The 18,240-nt window shown below is 63.4% G+C and carries 16 protein-coding genes; 3 read left to right on the top strand and 13 right to left on the bottom strand.

Features of this window, described 5'->3' with window-relative positions:
* Positions 1-99: 99 nt before the first annotated feature.
* The gene (locus EWV37_RS03160) at positions 100-1,110 is read left to right on the top strand and encodes an IS481 family transposase (protein ID WP_129699737.1); all 1,011 of its coding nucleotides are present in this window, start codon (positions 100-102) and stop codon (positions 1,108-1,110) included.
* Here the strand turns inward: EWV37_RS03160 and EWV37_RS03155 are convergent.
* The 6 genes from EWV37_RS03155 to EWV37_RS03130 form a co-directional block, all read right to left on the bottom strand.
* Positions 1,063-2,013, bottom strand: a complete 951-nt coding sequence (locus EWV37_RS03155) for a glycoside-pentoside-hexuronide (GPH):cation symporter (RefSeq protein ID WP_129699735.1) — start codon at positions 2,011-2,013, stop codon at positions 1,063-1,065. The genes EWV37_RS03160 and EWV37_RS03155 overlap by 48 nt on opposite strands.
* Before the next feature lie 289 nt (positions 2,014-2,302).
* Positions 2,303-3,736: a glycoside-pentoside-hexuronide (GPH):cation symporter gene (locus tag EWV37_RS03150; RefSeq protein ID WP_165189205.1), complete on the bottom strand. Its 1,434-nt coding sequence runs from the start codon at positions 3,734-3,736 to the stop codon at positions 2,303-2,305.
* Positions 3,737-3,975: 239 nt separating this feature from the next.
* Positions 3,976-5,766, bottom strand: coding sequence for a beta-glucuronidase (uidA, locus tag EWV37_RS03145; RefSeq protein WP_129699731.1), 1,791 nt, complete (start codon positions 5,764-5,766; stop codon positions 3,976-3,978).
* 41 nt (positions 5,767-5,807) lie between these two features.
* Entirely contained in the window at positions 5,808-7,229 is a 1,422-nt protein-coding gene (locus EWV37_RS03140) for a mannitol dehydrogenase family protein (RefSeq protein ID WP_193554292.1), read from the bottom strand.
* Entirely contained in the window at positions 7,226-8,635 is a 1,410-nt protein-coding gene (gene uxaC / locus EWV37_RS03135; RefSeq protein ID WP_129699729.1) for a glucuronate isomerase, read from the bottom strand. Before uxaC ends, EWV37_RS03140 begins: the two co-directional genes overlap by 4 nt.
* 61 nt (positions 8,636-8,696) lie before the next feature.
* On the bottom strand, positions 8,697-9,734 hold the full coding sequence (locus tag EWV37_RS03130) for a LacI family DNA-binding transcriptional regulator (RefSeq protein WP_165189202.1): 1,038 nt from the start codon (positions 9,732-9,734) through the stop codon (positions 8,697-8,699).
* A 124-nt stretch (positions 9,735-9,858) separates the two neighbouring features.
* Between EWV37_RS03130 and EWV37_RS03125 the strand changes: the two genes are divergently transcribed.
* Together EWV37_RS03125 and EWV37_RS03120 are read left to right on the top strand one after the other, a co-directional pair.
* Entirely contained in the window at positions 9,859-10,470 is a 612-nt protein-coding gene (locus EWV37_RS03125) for a GntR family transcriptional regulator (protein WP_095798619.1), read from the top strand.
* Positions 10,467-11,675, top strand: a complete 1,209-nt coding sequence (locus EWV37_RS03120; protein ID WP_095798620.1) for an MFS transporter — start codon at positions 10,467-10,469, stop codon at positions 11,673-11,675. Before EWV37_RS03125 ends, EWV37_RS03120 begins: the two co-directional genes overlap by 4 nt.
* A gap of 67 nt (positions 11,676-11,742) precedes the next feature.
* Here EWV37_RS03120 and EWV37_RS03115 read toward each other — a convergent pair whose 3' ends face one another.
* The 7 genes from EWV37_RS03115 to ureC all read right to left on the bottom strand — a co-directional run bounded on the left by EWV37_RS03115 (position 11,743) and on the right by ureC (position 18,235).
* Positions 11,743-12,492 carry a sulfite exporter TauE/SafE family protein gene (locus EWV37_RS03115; protein ID WP_095798621.1) on the bottom strand — a complete coding sequence of 250 codons (750 nt, stop codon included), beginning with the start codon at positions 12,490-12,492 and terminating at the stop codon, positions 11,743-11,745.
* A 10-nt stretch (positions 12,493-12,502) separates the two neighbouring features.
* The gene (locus EWV37_RS03110; protein WP_375545514.1) at positions 12,503-13,588 is read right to left on the bottom strand and encodes a HoxN/HupN/NixA family nickel/cobalt transporter; all 1,086 of its coding nucleotides are present in this window, start codon (positions 13,586-13,588) and stop codon (positions 12,503-12,505) included.
* A 13-nt stretch (positions 13,589-13,601) separates the two neighbouring features.
* A complete protein-coding gene (locus EWV37_RS03105; protein ID WP_238663031.1) occupies positions 13,602-14,522 on the bottom strand; it encodes an urease accessory protein UreD in 921 nt (306 codons plus the stop codon).
* On the bottom strand, positions 14,519-15,130 hold the full coding sequence (ureG, locus tag EWV37_RS03100; RefSeq protein WP_016996236.1) for an urease accessory protein UreG: 612 nt from the start codon (positions 15,128-15,130) through the stop codon (positions 14,519-14,521). The genes EWV37_RS03105 and ureG overlap by 4 nt, the downstream gene beginning before the upstream one ends.
* A gap of 57 nt (positions 15,131-15,187) precedes the next feature.
* A complete protein-coding gene (locus EWV37_RS03095) occupies positions 15,188-15,952 on the bottom strand; it encodes an urease accessory protein UreF (protein WP_165189199.1) in 765 nt (254 codons plus the stop codon).
* 8 nt (positions 15,953-15,960) lie between these two features.
* Positions 15,961-16,446: an urease accessory protein UreE gene (gene ureE / locus EWV37_RS03090; RefSeq protein ID WP_095798622.1), complete on the bottom strand. Its 486-nt coding sequence runs from the start codon at positions 16,444-16,446 to the stop codon at positions 15,961-15,963.
* 61 nt (positions 16,447-16,507) lie between these two features.
* On the bottom strand, positions 16,508-18,235 hold the full coding sequence (gene ureC / locus EWV37_RS03085; RefSeq protein ID WP_129699725.1) for an urease subunit alpha: 1,728 nt from the start codon (positions 18,233-18,235) through the stop codon (positions 16,508-16,510).
* Positions 18,236-18,240 lie beyond the last annotated feature (5 nt).

Genomic DNA, 18,240 nt, shown 5'->3' with positions numbered 1-18,240 from the left:
TGAGGTTCTTGGCGCGGGTGCGTCGATGAGATGAGGAACGGGCTCCTCGTCACAGGATGGAAGTTCCTACACCGTCCGCCCGCACGAGAGAGCCCGTTCATGACCCACGTTAATGCACCCCTGACCCCGACCGGCCGGCTGCGCATGGTGTTGCGCCACCTCGACGACGGGATCCCCAAGGCCCACGTGGCCGCCGAGTTCCGCGTCAGCCGGCCCACGGTGGCGACCTGGGTGGCCCGCTACCTCGAGTCCGGCGAAGCCGGGCTCACCGACCGGCCCTCGACCCCGCGGCACAGCAGCACCCGCACCCCGGCGGCGGTCGTCGACCTTATCGAGACGCTCCGCCGGGGCCGCAAATGGTCGGCGCGGCGCATCCACCGTCACCTGGCCGACCGCGCCGTGGCGATCAGTCTGCGTACCGTGGGCCGTTGGCTGCACCGACTCGGGATCTCCCGGCTGCGCGACCTCACCCCCGCAGGCGAGAACTCCCGCAGGGCCCCGGGACGCATCCGCGCCGCCTGGCCCGGGCACATGGTCCACCTGGATGTGAAGAAGGTCGGCAAGATCCCCGACGGCGGCGGTTGGCGGGCCCACGGCCGCGGATCCACCGCCGCGAAGGCGGCCAAGCGCGGGCCCGGAGCGAAGGTCGGCTACACCTACCTGCACTCCGCCGTGGACGGCTTCTCGCGGCTGGCCTACACCGAAGCCCTCGACGACGAGAAGGCGGTGACCACGATCGGGTTCTTCTGCCGGGCGAGGGCCTTCTTCGCCGCCCATGGCATCAGGCGGCTGCACCGGGTCGTGACCGACAACGGCGCCAACTACCGGGCCCGCGACTTCACCCGCTGCGTGGAAGCCCTCGCCGGCCGCCACCAGCGCATCAAGCCCTACACGCCGCGGCACAACGGGAAGGTGGAGCGGTACAACCGCCTGCTGGCCGACGAGGTCCTCTACGCCCGCCCCTATTCCAGCGAGCAGGCCCGCCGGGACGCGATCGGGGTGTGGGTGAACCACTTCAATTACCATCGGCCCCATACCGCCTGTGGCGATCATCCCCCGGCCTCACGCGTCCCGGCCCCTGCCAATAACGTCATGCCCTCTTACACCTAGGACTACCAGTGCGCTGAAGACGATGTAGAGCTTTTTCTTGCCGAATGCTGTTACGAGCTTGGGCATGGCAACGACCATGATCAGCGTGAGAATCATCTGTCCGCCCGCGATCAGGGGGAACAAAGTGGGCTGTTCGAGGACGTCGCGCACGTAGTAGATCTGTACGGTGTTCAGGCAAAGGTAGGCGCTCAGGAAGAACACCGAGCTGGCCATGAGGAGCAGGAGAGGCTTGTTGCTCGACACAGACTTCATGCTGTCCCTCAAGGACACGCGAGCTACTGGCCTGTGCACACGTTCCTTGGTGCTGAAGAAGCAGAACATGTACAGCACAAAACCGATCACAATGAGGATGAGCAGTACGCGCGTGAAGATATTCTGCAGACCCGGACCAGGCACAATCATGGGGGAGACCAAGGCACCCAGGGCCGCTGACACCAGAGTGGCGCCCACGACACGGGCGGATGCTAGCTTGGCGCGGTCGCCGTCACGTTGTGTCATGGCACCAGCCATGGAGCCGTAGGGGATGTTCACCAAGGAATACGCCAGTCCCATAGCCGCGTAGGCCAGGTATGCGTAGATCAGCATCCCGCTCTCACCGATCTGAGGGACATGGAAGTTCAGGAATGCCAGGATCAGCAGGGGGATGGAGCCGAAAAGTATGAAGGGGCGGAACTTGCCCCAGCGGGTGACTTTTGCTCCGTCGACAACGCGGCCCGCGAAGACATCCGCGAAAGCGTCGAAGATGCGGACGAGGCCGAGAAGAGTGCCCGCGGCCGCGGCTGAAATGCCTGCTACGTCGGTGTAGTAGACCAGCAAGAACATAGTGGTGGTCATGAAGGCCACGTTGTTGGCTGCGTCGCCAGCGCCGTAGCCGAAGACAGCTCGCCAGGGGAGAGGCTTCATTGCCTCGTTGGTGCCAGGGCGGACGGTGTGTGGAGAGGAGTGAGGTTGGGTCGACAATTTAGGCTCCTTTGCCCAGTGCCGATTCGTGATGTCGGTACACGATGGTCGGAAAAGTGGTTCTGCGGGATATACCTTCCTATGACTACGAGTGTCTCTCTGCATGAAATCTGAGGCTTGTGGTTTCCAGGAATTGCCGCCAGCGAAAGTGCCCCCGGTCGATGACCAGGGGCACTCGCAACGCGACTTTGAACCGGAAGAGATGATGTCAGGGACGACTAGCTGGGCTACCTCAGTCCGTTCTGGCTTCAGGCGTCTGCGGGAGGATTCCTGTCTCCTTACGAGAACGCAAGTCAGTGAGGATTTGCTTGTGGCGCGAATCTGTCAGGGGGTAGAACTGCACTAGAACGGCTGCGACCAGGAAACATGCTGCAGGCAAAAGACCCATGGACAATCGAATCCCCTGGAGCGCGGACTCAGACTGCATGGTTGCACCGCCTTGGTAGCCGAACCATCCGATAATCCAGAGTCCCAGGGAACCACCCAGCGCCTGAGCCATTTTGCGCACGAATGAAAAGACGGCATACGTGGTGCCTTCCGAACGGAAACCGGTCTTCCATTCGCCGAATTCCACGGCATCGGCTTCCATGTTCCACATCAGAGTGTTCACGAACCCGCTACTTGTCCCAACGAGAACGAACGCAATAACAACCAACACGATTGACTGGCCGGGGACCAGCCAGATCATGACACCACCGATGGTTCCGAGGAGAGCGGCGAGCTGGAACAAACGCGGTTTGCCGATCCTTCGAGCAAGGGTTGGGATGGCCCAGCCGAAGACCAGGATCATACCGAAGAGCAGGGGGCCGAAAATGGCCAAATATCGGGCGTCACCCAGGACGTCGCGAGCGTAGTAGGCCATCATTCCCGACAAGCTGAAGACGCCCGCGAGATAGATGACGGAGATAATGGCTAGTGCTTGCAAGGCCCGATTTGCCGCCAGTGTGCGGAGGCTGTCTTTCAAACCAACGCGCGGGATCTTGCGTTCAACGTTTTCCCTAGCGGTGACGAACAAGAAGAGATAAAGCAGGATCGCAACGATTCCCAGTATGACCAAAGTGGTCGTCAGCGAGGACTGCAGAGCCTCGGGATCTCCGCGGTTGGCCTGCAAGGCTGGGCTGATAGCCAAAGCCGTAGTGATTTGCATGAGCGCAGAACCCACGGTGCGGAACACGGCCAGCTTGGAGCGTTCCTCGCTGTTGTCGGTCATAGCGGCCGCCAACGAGCCGTAGGGGATGTTCACGGCGGTGTACGCGATGGAGCCCATGAGGAAGTATGTGACGCAAGCCCAAATGATTGCACCAGTGGTGCCGTGCAGTGATCCAGGGATTGAGAAGGCCAGAATCACACTGAGTACCAGGGGAACGCTGCCGAACAAGATATAGGGACGGAATTTGCCCCACCTTGTATTCGCCCGATCGACGAACGACCCGACAAGGACATCCGTAAAGGCATCGATGAATCGCATCACCAGGAATATCGTGGCGACGGTTCCTGGGCTGATGAGGGCAACATCAGTGTAATAAAGCGGTAAAAATGTAATGGCCAAGGAGAAGGCCATGTTGTTGGCCATGTCTCCGGATCCATAACCGAAATATTGCTTGAGCGACAAGCGCTTAGCTCCACGAACGGCAGTCGCGTTCGTGAGAGTATCTGACGAGCTCATGGGGTAATCCTCCGACGGGTCATGCCACAGCCAACGATTTTCAAAGACTGTGACTGGCGTCATTGCCAAGTGCTCATGAGTTTCCTTGGATCCCCCCTGACATTCGCCTCGTTGCCATGTATTGCCAACGGGGCCACCGGACTCGGCTTGTTATCCCAATGACTAGGGCGAAAAGGACACAAAACACCCCGTGCCGCGGGATTCCCAACGGGGTCCCACTCCACGGGGTGGTCGCTAAGTCAGCGCCCGAGCTTATCCGCCCAACGCTGCCTGAGGGCCCTGGCGCCAGCCTTGGGGCGACGATCACGAGTGAAAGCGCCCTTTTTGTTGCCGTCCACACGGGCGTAGCCGTACTTCGTCTGGAAGTCCGCGAAATTCCACACGTGCTCACCGATCATGCATTCCACTCGGTCGAAAACACGGTGGTACATATCCAGGAATGCAACCTGGTAGTCCTCGGTGAAGGGCTGGCTATAAATCGAGTGCATGCCTGCGACAGTATCGGCACCATATTCGGTCATGATGGTCGGCTTGCCGAATTTTTCGTCCCAAAGTCGCAGCTCTTGCTCCAATGACTTTTCGGCACTTTGTAGGTCGCCTGTCTGGAAGTACCACCCGTAATAGCGGTTGAGCATCAGCACGTCGAAGAGATCGGAGATCGTGCACTGATCGGCGGGTGCCATCATCACGTTCACGAACCCCACAGGGCGTGACGGGTCCAAGGCGCGGGTCAGCTCTACCAGCGGCTCGAAGTAGGGTCGAGCGCCATCGACAGCCGTGTCGGGCTCGTTAGCAATGGACCACAGCACGACAGAAGGCCGGTTCTTGTCCCGGTCGACAAGTTCCCGGATTGCCTCCTTGTGAGTGGCTTGGGTGGAATCATCGATGTGGCCCTTTTCGTAGGTGCCACCCGCTGTTCCGCCCATGATGCCTCCGGCGATGGCCCAGTTCAGGCCCACAGCGGCAGTCTCATCAATCACTACTACGCCGTGTCGGTCGCAGTAATCCATGATGTCTTCACTGTAGGGATAGTGGGAGGTGCGCAACGAGTTGGCATTGATCCATTCGAGCAGCTGAAAGTCCTGAGTCATGTGGGCATCGGAATGGCCCTTACCAAGAGTCTCGTGGTCCTCGTGCATACCGAAACCGGTGAAATAGAACGGTTCACCGTTGATGAGAAATTGCTTTCCCTCCACAGCAATCGTTCGCACGCCGAATCTTTGGGTGAACGAGTCTTTGAGCTCACCGTTCTGTGAAACCTCGACGACCAGCTCGTACAAGTAGCCCGCGCCCGGCCGCCACAGAGTCACGTCAGGAATGTCCACAGAGCCGGAATCCCCGGTGGCTTCGGCAACCTGGGTACCTGCTTCGTCCACGATCTTGACCCGCACATCGGCATCTGAAGTGCCCGCGACCACGACAGAGTAATCCACGTGCCCGGTGTTGCCTTGGTAATCCGTGGTGACCGTGACATCGTCAACCCGAACCCCGGGGACCGAGTACAACCACACGGAGCGATGAAGTCCTGCGTAGTTGTAGAAATCGTGCTTGTACTCCTGCTGACGTCGGCCATCGTCCAACTCAATAATTTCTCCCGGGGGGATGGACGAGTTGGTCAATTCATTGTTCACCGCCACAGTTAGACGGAAGGTCTCGCCCGCGGTCACATAATCCGTAATGTCAGCTTCGAACGGCATGTAACCGCCCGAGTGCTCTGCCACCTTGGTGCCGTTCACGAAAACCAAGCCCTCGTGGGTAGCTGATTCCAAACGAATGAAAATTCGCTCTCCGTCCCAGCCCCGAGGCACCCGCACTTCACGTTGGTACCAGTAGAAGCCCACGTGATCACGGATTCGCTCGTCATGGAATAAATCATTGATGGACCCGGGTACCGGGGCCTCCAGCCGGCCACTGAGGGGGCGGTTCTGCCAGTTGTCGGTCAAGCCCGTGCGGTCCCAATCCACGGCAAGGCGCCAGGTCCCGTCCAAATTGACCATTTCTCGAGTGGGGGAATTCTGCGGTCGCAACATAGTGTCGTCCTTTCTCTTGCCTGGTCCAGGCGAGGAATTGCTTACTTCAGTGAGTCGACGAGTTCGTTGATCTGATCCACCACGTCCTCCTGCTGCGCGAGTTCCGCATCCAGTACGGCGATGAGCGCGCGAACTCGCTCATCCACGGGCTTCGGGTTCGCCTCCAACACGAGTTCGGAACGCGCGTCGGACACCTCCGTGCGGCCATCGAGGTAGGCGATCCATGCCGCTATGGCCCGGGCCGCGGCGGTTCCGGCGCGACCGGCCTGTCGTTCAGCCTTGAGCACCGGCACGGCGCGCATCTGCAGCTTGGTGGAGCCGTCCATCGCGATCTGCGCCAGGTTGTGCGCGATCCGCGGATTGGAGAACCGGTCCAGCAATGCGTCGCGGTAGTCGGGGACGTCGAGTCCCGGCGTAGTGAGGTGCTGGGCTGCTTCGTCCCAGAATTCCTCCACCCACATCCGGCACACGGGGTCGCCGATGGCCTCGGCCACGGTGGCGTGCCCGCGCAGCTGCCCGGCGTAGGCCATGAGCGAGTGCGAGCCGTTGAGCAGCCACAGTTTGCGTCGCTCGAAGGGTTCGATGTCCGCCACGAACTCCGCCCCGGCCTTCTCCCAGTCCGGGCGGCCCGCGGGGAACTCGCCCTGCAGCACCCAGCTGCGGAACGGTTCCGTCACCACGGGCACCTGGTCCGTGTAGCCGGTTTCCCGAGCCACGTCCGCCAGCACCGAATCCTCGGTACGCGGGGTGATGCGGTCGATCGAGGTGGCCACGAAGGACACGTTCTCCTCGACCCACGCACCTAACTCCGGGTCAACGGCGGCGGCCAGTCCCTGGATCGCGTTGTGCGCGGCCAAGTCGTTGGCGGACAAGTTGTCGCACGAGACCACGGCCAGGCCACCGGCGTCCTGACGACGTCGCTCGGCCAGTCCTACGACCACCTTGCCGGCCATCGTGGCCGGGACGCCCGCCTCGGAGAGGCCGAACGCGCCGTCGATGGCAGCCTTGAGCGTCTCCAGGTCGGCGGCCACAGCGGACTGCTCGGGGTCGAAGGCGAGGCCTTCGCCCAGGTTGTAGGCGGCTTCGGTCACGGTAATGGTCAGCACTGCGGTGCTCGGCGCGGCCAGCAGTTCCCACAGCCGGGACACGTTCTCGGCGGGGTGGGCCTCGACGATGCCGTTGATCACCTCGTACTCGTCACTGTCGGGGCCGCGTTCCACCAGCGTGTAGAGCCCGTCCTGGGATTGCAGGGCATTAGCGAGATCTGCCGAGCGCCCCGAGAAGGAGGCGTAGCCCCATTGGGGGTGAGCGGCGTCGTCCTCGGAATGCTGGGTGTACCAGAGCTGGTGCGCGCGGTGGAAGGCGCCCAGGCCAATGTGGACCAGGCGCGGCTGCGGGGCCGGGGGCACGTCCACCGTGCTGCGGTTGAAGGGGCGCGGTTCGGTGGTGTTTGAGGTGGTCACAGCTTGAAAACCCTTATGGGAGCGGCGTCGACGAGATCCACGATGATTTCGGCGGCGCGATCCTCACTGATGCGGTGTTCGGCCACGTACTTGGCCAGGAAGGAGGCCTCGGTGCGGCGAGAAGCGTCGTGCCGGGCCGGGATGGAGCAGAACGCGCGGGTGTCATCGATGAACCCAGACGAGCGCGAGAACCCTGCGGTGCCGGTGATGGCGGAACGCCAGCGGAACATGGCGTCCGGTTCGTCGATGAACCACCACGGCGCGCCCACGTACACGGACGGGTAGAAGCCGGCCAGCGGCGCGATCTCGCGGGAGTAGACGGTCTCGTCGATCGTGAACAGGACGAAGTGGAAGTCCTCGCGATTGCCGAAATCCCCGAGCAGCGGTTGCAGACCACGGGTGTACTCCATGGCGAAGGGGATGTCGTGGCCGGTGTCCGCACCGAACTTGTCGAACGTTTCGGGGGAGTGGTTACGGTAAACACCCGGGTGAATGGTCATGACCAGGCCGTCCTCCACGGACATCCGCGCGAACTGGTAGGTCATGTGGGCCTCGAACGCGTCGGCCTCTTCGACAGTGGCTTCGCCGCGCAGGCCCTTCTCGAACAAGCGGGCGGCTTCCGCCGGATCCAGCTTGAGGGTGTTGGCATTGAGCGTGCCGTGGTCGGCAGAGACGGCGCCGCGGTCGATGAAGTACGTGCGGCGGTTCTCCATGGCGCGGATGTAGCCCTCGTAGCCGGTGAGACCGTCGCCGGCGGTGTCGATGAGCTTTTGCGCCTTGTCCTCGAAGCCGGCGCCGTGGAACTTCACATAGGCGTCCGGGCGAAAGGTGGGCAGCACGCGACCCGAGAAGGAACTGTCCGCCGCGATCTGCTCGTGGGCGGAGAGATCGTCCAGGGGGTCGTCCGTGGTGGCCATGACCTCGAGCTTGAATTTCTCGAACAGTTCGCGCGGGCGGAAATCGGGCTGCTCCACGATCTTCTGGAGTCGGTCGTAGATCTCGTCAGCGTTGGCCTCGTTGATCTTGGAGTCATCGATGCCGAACACGTTGACGAACTCGGACCGCAGCCAGTAGCCGGAAGCCGTGCCGTCGTAGAGGTGCCAGTTGCGGCAGAAGATCCGCCAGGCCTCACGCGGGTCGGCGCCGTTGCTCTTGCCCACGTTGAGGTCGGAGAGGTTCACGCCGTTGGCGTGCAGCAACCGGGTCACGTAGTGGTCCGGGCTGATGAGCAGTTCCGTGGGATCCGGGAACGGGGTGTTGTTCGCGATGATCCGGGCATCCACGTGCCCGTGCGGAGAGACGATCGGCAGGTCCTCGACCTGCTTCAGAAGGTTGCGGGCGATGCTCCGGGTGCCCGGGTCAGCCGGCAACAATCGGTCAGGGTGGGCTGCTATCGACGTTGACATACCCCCATCCCAGCCGCGAAAACCGGCTCGGGCAATGGGTTGCCGTGAGTTGCTGAGTTTTTCAGCCGCCCAGCAGGGGCAGTGCGCTGGATTCGCGGACGACCAGTCGGGACGGTACCACTACGGGTTTCGACGCCGTGTGCGTGGCTCCTCGAACCATGGCCAGGAGATTCTGCACGGCCGTGGCACCGATCGCGTGCATGGGTGCGGCAACGGAACTGAGTGACGGGCTGATCAGGTCCAATTCCTGAACGTTGTCGAAACCCACCACGGCCACGTCCTGCGGGATCCGCACGTTGTGTTGGCGCAGCTCGCGCAGGAACCCCATGGCCATGAGGTCGTTGTAGAGGACGACCGCGGGTGCGCGGTGGTCGAGCCAATGCTGAGCCGCCCTGCGACCACCCGCCGAGGTGGGTTCGAACGGTCCCATGCGGTGGACTTTCAGCTCAAGTTCCAGGGCGGATTCCCGCAGCGCCCGCCACCGCATACCGTCCGACCAGGAGGCCTCCGGGCCAGCGGCGTAGAGAATATTCCGCCTCCCGCATGAAGCAAGATGTTCGGCGGCTCGGCGCATCCCCCGGGCATTGTCCGGCACCACGGACGCCACTCCGTTCACCGCCCGGTTGGCCACCACCGTGGGCTTCTGCTTGGCCATCATGCGGATCGCGGAATCGGACATGCGAGAACTCGTCAGCAGTACACCGTCCACCATGGGAAGAGTGCGCTCGATGATGTTTCGCTCCACGCGGTCGTCCTCGTGCGTGTTGTTCAGCAGCACGAGATACCCGGCCTCCGACGCCGCTTCCTCCGCGCCGCGAATCAGCTCGAAGAACACGGGGTTGGAGATGTCCGCGAGCATTAACGAAATCATCTTGGTGCGGCGCTCGCCGTCCAGTCCCGCACGGTTGGCGGACTTGACGCGGTAACCCAGTTCCTCGGCGGCCGCGCGAACTTTCTGAGCGGTATCGAACGAAACCCGGCTGGGGCGTGCAAAGGTGCGCGAAACGGTGGAGGGTGCGACGCCCGCGTGCCGAGCGACGTCGTAAATAGTGGGCGCGATGATCGGAGATGCCTGTGGGTCCCGATGATCTGCGCTCATACTCTCGATTGTCATGAGTCGCCGCGGGGGTGTCAAAGGCCGGACAACTCCATTTAATTGGTGATCCAACCCATCCACGCTTAGCATGCATCTTGTATCTAAGCGCCGATGACCGGGGAGAACTGTGCCAACCAACGCAGCGGAATGCGCGTATGCGCACGCGAAGGCGCGCATCTTGTCCGGAGAACTGGATGGCGAACTTCTGTCCGAAGGAACGGTGGCGGAGGAACTCGGGGTCTCTCGCACTCCCGTGCGCGAGGCGTTCCTGCGGTTGCAGGCCGAGGGCCTCATGCGGCTCTACCCCAAGCGGGGTGCCCTGGTCGTTCCGGTGGGTCCGTCCGAGGCGCGCGAAGTGATCGAAGCCCGCCGGGTCGTCGAATGCGGATGCGTGGCCGCGGCGCTGCGGGACCCTGCGTTGCCCGCCACCCTGAATGAGCTACTCGAGCAGCAATCTCAGGCAGTTGGCACGGAGCGGTTCACTGAGCTGGACGCCGCCTTCCATACGGCCATCATCGAGGCCGCTGAGAACTCACTGCTCAGCTCCTTCTACTCGGGGCTGCGTGACCGGCAGATGCGGCTGATCGCCACGGCCGTTCGCACCGTGGATGAAAAAGCCTCCGAGATTCTGGATCAGCACCGTGACATCGTTCGCGCCGTTGAAAACGGTGATGCGGAGCAAGTGCGAGCGTTGCTGTCCGATCACCTGCGCCACGTCTACGAAGGAATCGTCGAATGAGGATCAAACCCTGGAAGCGGGTGGCCGCCGGATTGTTCGCGGTCGCCTGGGGTGGCAATGAATTCACACCGCTACTGGTCATGTATCGCCATGTGGAGGGTTTCGAACAGGTCGCCGTGGATATGCTTTTGGCGGCATACGTGCTGGGCATCGTTCCGGCGCTGCTGATCGGCGGGCCGCTGTCGGACAGACACGGCCGCCGGGCACTGATGATTCCCGCGCCCATCATCGCCATGCTGGGCAGCGGCCTGTTGGCGCTGGGATCGGGCAGCCTCACCCTGTTGTTCATCGGCCGGGTTCTGTCCGGCGTGGCTCTCGGATTGGGAATGGCCGTGGGCACATCGTGGGTCAAGGAACTCTCCGGGCGCCCGTACGAATCTCACCCTGAAAAGGTGTCCGGTGCACGCCGAGCGTCCCTGTCCCTGACCGCCGGCTTTGCCCTGGGCGCCGCGGTGGCCGCCACCCTTGCCCAGTTCGCTCCTCTGCAAACGGTCCTGCCTTACCTGATCAATATTCTGATCTGCATCCCCACGGTGTTCCTTGTGGCCGGTGCGCCGGAGACGCGTGAGACCGGTCGCCACATCGGTTCCTTGTGGTCCGATTTGAAGATCCCCGCGGCCAAACAGCATCGCTTCTGGTTCGTGGTTGCACCGTCCGCGCCATGGGTCTTCGGCTGCGCGGCCTCCGGCTATGCGATCCTCCCAGCACTCATGGCGGAGGTGGTCGGGCCGGACTACGGGATCGCGTTCTCGGGCCTGTTGTGCTTGGTCTGCCTGACTTTCGGTTTCTTCATCCAACCGCTGGGCAAGCGTCTGGACCGAGACGGCTCCATCCGCTCCCTCGTGGTCGGCATGATTGCCGTGGTCATCGGCATGCTCAGCGCCGTCTTAGCATCGGCCACTTTGTCGCTGCCGGTCGTGCTGATTTCCGCGGCAATCCTGGGCTGCGGCTATGGCCTGGTACTGGTCTCCGGTCTGCAAGAGGTTCAGCGCATCGCGCGCGTGGACGACCTGGCCGGGCTCACCGCCGTCTTCTACTCACTGACCTACATCGGTTTCTTCGTGCCCATGGTCCTCGCCGTGATCTCCGAGGTCACCACCTACCCGTGGCTGTTCCTCTCCGGCGCGGTTATCGCCGTCGTCTGCCTGGGCATCATGGCGTACGGCAAGCGCCATGAGGTGCGGGAGTTGCCCGCCCGTCGGTAGCGGGGTGATTCGTGGTTCCCTATTACTGATTTCCGTCTCGGATTCGGTAATAGGGAACCCTAAATCCTCACGCCAGAATCAGAGCCAACGCGCCTCGCACCATGACGACGACGCCGCCCACCGCCGCCAGCGTCATCGCCAGTTTGGAGGCCGCGGCCTTGTCCAAGCGACGTGAAAGCCACGTGCCAACGGTGATGCCCACGAAGATCGTGGCAATGAGGGAGCCGAAGGCCACAAACACCGGGACCGGGAGCACAAACGGCACCCCCGCGATCAGTTTGGAACCCACGGACAATGCGCCCAGGGACATGAACACGGGTTGCATGGTGGCGGCGAATCGCAGCTGATCCCAATTGGTGATGCGTGAGTACACGACCATTGCCGGAGCGGCGACGCCCGCCGTAGAGTTGAAGAATCCACCGATCAGGCCGGCCGGTACCACGGCTTTGCGCTGTTGCACGTCACCGGTGCTCCGGGAGAACTTGGTGATGGCCAGGGCCAGCAGAACCACTGCGCCCACTCCGATCTGAAGCCACTCTGCAGAGACCCAACTGACCACGAGCGCCCCGAGGATGACTCCGGGCAGGGCCGCAGCGATCAGGATGGCCGCGTGCTTCCATTCGACCATCCGCCGCACGGACAACGTGATCATGAACCCCGAACACACCGTGGCCGCGTTGGTCACCAGCACGCCAGTGGCCGGGCCCATCAGCAGGGACAACACCGGAGCTACGACCAACCCCACGCCCATACCTGAGACCCGTTGCAGGATACTGCCCACCAGGACAGCGATCAGCGCGGCGGTGAGGATTAGCATGGGGCACTTTCTACGGGTGAATCGGCTGCTCCGAGCCTACATCTGAGTTTGCGCCGCTCCGTGCCTTCCGCACCAGGACGAACCCACCCCAAACAGCTAGCAGCGAGGCAACCAGCAGCAGTCCGGCGTCGCCCAAGTCGATGTCCGCGAGCCACGAGGTGACCGGGTCGCTCAGCCCGAACGCAGTGTTGAGCACCCCGCCCAGTGTGATGACCGAGATGAACAGCGCGGCGGCCGCAGAGAGTCCCGTGATGGCGGTGTTGAAGCCCAGCTTGCGGGCTGGATCCCGCCAGGCCGACCGGTACATGCGCAGCACCGCCAGCCCGTTGAGCGAGTCGCACAGGCACATGCCCGCGGCGAAGAAGAACGGCAGCGACAACAGCGTCCACCCGGACACTCCCGCCACGGACGCGGAGACTGTCAGGACTAAGAGTGAAATGGTGCTGGCGGTATCGAAACCGAGTCCGAACAAGAACCCCAGCGTGAAGATGTTGCGCGGCCGCTGCACCCGGGCCAGCGGTTTGGCCATCACCCGCGAGACCAGGCCCTGAGCGTGCAGATCCTCCTCACCCACCGCGTAGCCGTCGCGTACGCGCCGCCGCAGCCTCCAACTGTGGGCGCACGCACCCGCGTTGTACAGGCCGATCAGCAGCAGGAACACCCCGGACACCGTTCCGCCAATGATCCCCAGAGTCGTGTTCGCCGCGGTCCCTTCGGAGATGAACGAGGACACGAACGTCGCGCCGAGCACCACCAGAATTCCGGCCAGAATCACCACGGAACTGTGTCCCATGCTGAAGGCCAGGCCCACGCTCGCGGGGCGCTTCCCCTGACCGACGAAGCGCCGCGTGGAGTTGTCGATCGCGGCAATGTGGTCCCAGTCGTAGCTGTGCTTCACCCCGGTCAGATAGCACGTGATGACCAGGCCGATGGCCAGGGGCACCGAGCCGCCCAGGCTTCCCAACCCCCACAGCCCCAGCGCGACCAGGTGCAGAACGGCCACGGCACCCAGAGTGCACAGCACACGCGTGCGGAACGGCCAATCGTCCACCGATGGGCGGCCCACAGCGGGGTTCAGAGTCGAGAGTGCAGACACGGAATTCTCCTGTTCAGTACTTGCGAAGATCGACGGCGCCCTGCCCGAACCAACGCTCACGCAGCAGATTGACCACGGCCTCGATGGCCTCGGAGACCTCGGGCGTGGAACGGCCCAGGACACGCACGGCCATGCCGGGCACGGGCGTTGCAGTGGCACCGGCTCTAACGTGGCCGGAGCGCTCGGCGAGCAGGGCGCGGACGTCGGCCAGAGCGGCGTCGTCGGCGCGGGGATCGATCACCAGAAGCGAGCCGACGTGCGTGTAGCCCTCAAAGAATCCGAGACCGTCGAGCCCGTGAGCGCCGGGCTCCAGCAGCAAGTTGTCGACCACCACGGGCCGCCCCGCCATGCTCACGCGGGTGCGCAGCCGCACGCGGTCGTAGCGGAACGGTTCGCCGGTGGGGGACCAGCCGGGCGTGACCAGGTCCGCGAGCACGAGGCTCGCCGACGGCTCCATGGCCACGCGCGTGACCTGGTCGTAGCGCGCATCCCGATAGGCGATCAGCTGGTCCGGCAGGTATTCGAGCCGGCTGTCGGCACCGAGCCGCACGTCCGTTTCCTGCAGCGTGTGGTCGCGCGGCGAGCGATAAACCTTGGTCGCCGATTGCGTGGTCAGCAGCAGGTCCGCGCCCGGCTCGAGCGCGAGGTTCGTGCGGTAGCGGTCGCCGTCCAGGTACCCGCCGCCGGGATTGACCACCGCGTACGTGACCTGCCCGGACGCGTCCAGATAGTGCGGCCGCAGCACCCGCAGCGAGCCCCGGTGGAACTGCCGCACGGCCACGGATCGCCCGGCGCGCGGGGCCACGGTCAAGTCCAGTTCGCCACGCCAGGTGCCATTTTCCACGGACGACGACGCCGCTCGCGCCAGGCTCGCAGGTTCGTTGTGGCCCGTGGACGGTGCGTTCAGAGCACCCGTGAGGATCGGGGAACTCATGCCAAATCCAGCATGAGTACGTCGTGACGCAGCCACTGGATGACATGCTCCAGACCTTCGTCGGTCTTGAGGTTGGTGAAGCAGAAGGCCTTGTCACCGCGGAAGTCTTTGGAATCCGACTCCATGACGGACAGATCCGCGCCCACGTGGGGTGCCAGGTCCGTCTTGTTGATGATGAACAGGTCGGACTTGATCATGCCCTGGCCGGCCTTGCGGGGGATCTTTTCACCCTGGGCCACGTCGATGATGTAGATGGAGAAATCCACCAGCTCGGGGCTGAACGTGGCGGAGAGGTTGTCGCCGCCGGACTCCACGAAAATCACGTCCAGGTCAGGGTGCTCGGCCTCCAGCTTGTCGATGGCCGCCTGGTTCATGGAGGTGTCTTCGCGGATAGCGGTGTGTGGGCAGCCGCCGGTTTCCAGACCGATGATGCGGTCCAGGGGCAGCACGCTGTTCTGCGAGAGGATCTTGGCGTCCTCGATCGTGTAGATGTCGTTGGTGATCGCGGCCAAGGACATCTCATCGCTCAGGGCACGGGTCAGGCGTTCGATCAGCTGAGTCTTACCCGCTCCGACGGGTCCGCCGATGCCGACTTTGATGGCGTTCATGGTGAAAATCTCCTTGCGATGGGTCTGCGAAGTGCTGGGTGGGTGGTGAGTCGGTGATCAGCTCATGAACATGCGGGCTCGCTGGGTCTCGTGCTGCATCTGGGCGATCTCCAGTCCGGGGGAGACGGCCCCCAGATCGTCGAGCGTGAGCTGGGCAATCCGGGCCTCCGCTCGGGTGACATGACTACGCATGACCCCCAGGACCCGCTGCCCTGCGTTCTGGCCGATGGGGATTCCGCGCACTGCGTTCTGCATCAATGCAGTGACCGTGGAGAACAAATAGGCGCTCACCAGTGACGTAGCGGGAACGCCGTGGTCCGTGCCAATCAGCCCGAATGCAATGGCCTGGTGACCGTGGCATGGTCCGGCGTCGACCAGTGCGGCGTATTTCTCCAGGCAGGGACCGGGCAGGGACAGCCGGCCGATGTCGAGCAGCCGCTTACCCATGGTCAGTCCGGCCTGCCTGACCTGTGAGGGCAGGGCCTGGGCGTACATGAGGTCGTCCAGTTCGATCAGAAAGTCGATGCCACTTTGAGCATCCTCGCCAGTGCCAGTGCCAGTGCCAGTGCCAGTGCCAGTGCCAGTGCCAGGCGCAGCGCACGCCTCCGCCGTCAATCGCACGGCCAGCCCGTCCGCGTAGACCAACTGGTGATCCACGAACTGCGCGAGCCACTCCTGGAACGTGGCCTCGTCGTGCACGGTGCCGCGCTGCAGATACGTCTCCATGCCAAAGGTGTGCGCGAACGCGCCCGTGGGGAGGGCGGAATCGCACAACTGGAGGAGCGTGAGTAAGGGCTCGTGCGGCGTCGTCGAACTGAGCATGAAAAGTCCTAGTGCGTGTGCTCGGCGTGCCGGAACGGAACGGGCATCACGCGGTCCTGGCGCTGATAGGGGACCTGCTGGGCGTCCAGGTAGTCGGCCACGGTGTGATCGAACTGGACGACCATGACCTGAGCGCCGTACTCGGAGGAGGCATCGAAGAACTGGGCCTGCAAGTGGCGGTTGCCCAGCGCATGCGCGGTCACGCCCATTTCGGTGATGGAGCGCGGCGCGATGACCAGCACGTCTGTGGCTTCCACGGACACCGCGACCACGCCGGATTCATCCCGGAGCAGGATGTCCCCGTCCTTCAGATCGCCGTCCCGGCCGTGCGGGGAATTCAAGCGCAAGCCAAGGGTGCGGCCGTGATCCGTGGTGACCCGCTGGATGCGCTTGACCAGGTCGGCGCTGGGCAGGACCACTTTCTCTACGTGGAGACTCTCGCGTTCGGCGGGCGGCAGATCGGCCACGTTGCCGATCACCTGTTCAACGATCATGGGTGGTTCCTTTCAAAAGTTGTCGGGGAATGGCCCGAAAAATCGAGCCGGAAAGCGGGGGCTAGAAGAGGAAATAACGCTGCGCCATGGGTAACTCGTCCGAGGGCTCACAGGTGATGGTCTGGCCGTCCACGCGTACCTCGTAGGTTTCCGGGTCCACCTCGAGCTGCGGGGTTTCACCGTTGAAGGGGAGGTCCGCTTTCCGCAGGGATCGGATCCCGTGCACGGGTTCCACCATTTTTCGCAGCCCCAACTGATCGGGCACCCCAGCGTCCACGGCGGCCTGGGACATGAACGTGATCGACGAGGAATACACCGCCGAGCCCAACGTGCCAAAGGCGTTGCGCATCAACTGCGGCTGCGGCGTGGGGATCGAGGCGTTCGGATCACCCATGACCGAGCTGGCGATCTGCCCGCCCTTAAGAATCAGGGCTGGTTTCACCCCGAAGAACGCGGGATCCCACAACACCAGATCCGCCAGCTTGCCGACTTCCACGCTGCCCACGTGCCCTGAAATCCCGTGGGTGAGCGCCGGGTTGATCGTGTACTTGGCGATGTAGCGCTTGAGCCGAGCGTTGTCCCCGCGCTCGCTGTCACCGGGGAGCTTGCCGCGCTGCTTCTTCATCTTGTCCGCGACCTGCCACGTCCGTAGCACCACCTCGCCCACCCGACCCATGGCCTGTGAGTCAGAGCTCGTGATGGAAAAAACGCCCATGTCCTGCAGGACGTCCTCCGCGGCAATGGTCTCCGGGCGGATCCGAGAATCCGCGAAAGCTACGTCCTCCGGGATATCTGGATTGAGGTGGTGGCACACCATGAGCATGTCCAGGTGCTCTTCCTCGGTGTTGCGCGTGAACGGCAGCGTGGGATTGGTGGACGCCGGCAACACGTTGGGCATGCCCGCGATCTTGATGATGTCCGGGGCATGCCCGCCGCCCGCGCCCTCCGTGTGGTACGTGTGAATCACGCGCCCGGCAATGGCATTGATGGTGTCCTCCACGAACCCGGCCTCGTTGAGCGTGTCCGTGTGGATGGCCACCTGAACGTCGTATTCGTCCGCCACGCGCAGCGAGTTATCGATCGCCGCCGGCGTGGAACCCCAGTCCTCGTGCACCTTCAGTCCGATCGCCCCGGCCTCGATCTGTTCGGCCAGGGGTTCGACGGCGCTCGCGTGCCCCTTCCCCAGGAAGCCCACGTTCATGGGGAAGTTCTCCACTGCTCGCAGCATGTTGGCCAGGTGCCACGCGCCCGGTGTGACGGTCGTGGCCTTGGTGCCTTCCGCCGGGCCTGTGCCGCCGCCGATCATGGTGGTGATCCCGGAATTCAGCGCGGTGCCGAATTGCTCCGGACTGATGAAGTGGATGTGCGAATCGATCCCGCCCGCGGTGAGGATCTTCCCCTCGCCGGAAATGGCTTCCGTGGCGGGGCCGATCGTGAAGTCCACCCCGTCCATGATGTTGGAGTTCCCGGCCTTGCCGATGGCTATGATCCTGCCATCCCGCAGGCCGATGTCCGCCTTGTAGATACCGGTGTAATCGAGCACGATCGCGTTGGTGATCACGGTGTCGGCCACGGGTAGATCACCGGGAGCGCCGTCGCGCGTGGCCTGGCCGTTCAGACCCATACCCTCGCGCATGACCTTGCCGCCACCGAAGATCGTTTCGTCGCCGCGGACCGTGTGATCCGCCTCGATCTCCAGGAACAACTCGGTGTCAGCCAGGCGGATGGCATCCCCGGTGGTGGGGCCGTACAACCCGGCGTACTGCTGCCGGGACATCTCGAAACTCATGGGGA

It is taken from the genome of Kocuria carniphila (genome assembly GCF_004136555.1).
Lineage (GTDB): Bacteria > Actinomycetota > Actinomycetes > Actinomycetales > Micrococcaceae > Kocuria > Kocuria carniphila.
This window is presented reverse-complemented; position numbering and strand designations above follow the sequence as displayed.

Excerpts from the sequence above, each read along its gene's own strand:
- EWV37_RS03160 (WP_129699737.1), top strand. The coding sequence starts at position 100 with ATGACCCACGTTAATGCACCCCTGACCCCGACCGGCCGGCTGCGCATG.
- EWV37_RS03155 (WP_129699735.1), bottom strand. The coding sequence starts at position 2,013 with ATGAAGCCTCTCCCCTGGCGAGCTGTCTTCGGCTACGGCGCTGGCGAC.
- EWV37_RS03150 (WP_165189205.1), bottom strand. The coding sequence starts at position 3,736 with ATGAGCTCGTCAGATACTCTCACGAACGCGACTGCCGTTCGTGGAGCT.
- uidA (WP_129699731.1), bottom strand. The coding sequence starts at position 5,766 with ATGTTGCGACCGCAGAATTCCCCCACTCGAGAAATGGTCAATTTGGAC.
- uxaC (WP_129699729.1), bottom strand. The coding sequence starts at position 8,635 with ATGTCAACGTCGATAGCAGCCCACCCTGACCGATTGTTGCCGGCTGAC.
- EWV37_RS03130 (WP_165189202.1), bottom strand. The coding sequence starts at position 9,734 with ATGAGCGCAGATCATCGGGACCCACAGGCATCTCCGATCATCGCGCCC.
- EWV37_RS03120 (WP_095798620.1), top strand. The coding sequence starts at position 10,467 with ATGAGGATCAAACCCTGGAAGCGGGTGGCCGCCGGATTGTTCGCGGTC.
- EWV37_RS03115 (WP_095798621.1), bottom strand. The coding sequence starts at position 12,492 with ATGCTAATCCTCACCGCCGCGCTGATCGCTGTCCTGGTGGGCAGTATC.
- EWV37_RS03105 (WP_238663031.1), bottom strand. The coding sequence starts at position 14,522 with ATGAGTTCCCCGATCCTCACGGGTGCTCTGAACGCACCGTCCACGGGC.
- ureG (WP_016996236.1), bottom strand. The coding sequence starts at position 15,130 with ATGAACGCCATCAAAGTCGGCATCGGCGGACCCGTCGGAGCGGGTAAG.
- EWV37_RS03095 (WP_165189199.1), bottom strand. The coding sequence starts at position 15,952 with ATGCTCAGTTCGACGACGCCGCACGAGCCCTTACTCACGCTCCTCCAG.
- ureE (WP_095798622.1), bottom strand. The coding sequence starts at position 16,446 with ATGATCGTTGAACAGGTGATCGGCAACGTGGCCGATCTGCCGCCCGCC.
- ureC (WP_129699725.1), bottom strand. The coding sequence starts at position 18,235 with ATGAGTTTCGAGATGTCCCGGCAGCAGTACGCCGGGTTGTACGGCCCC.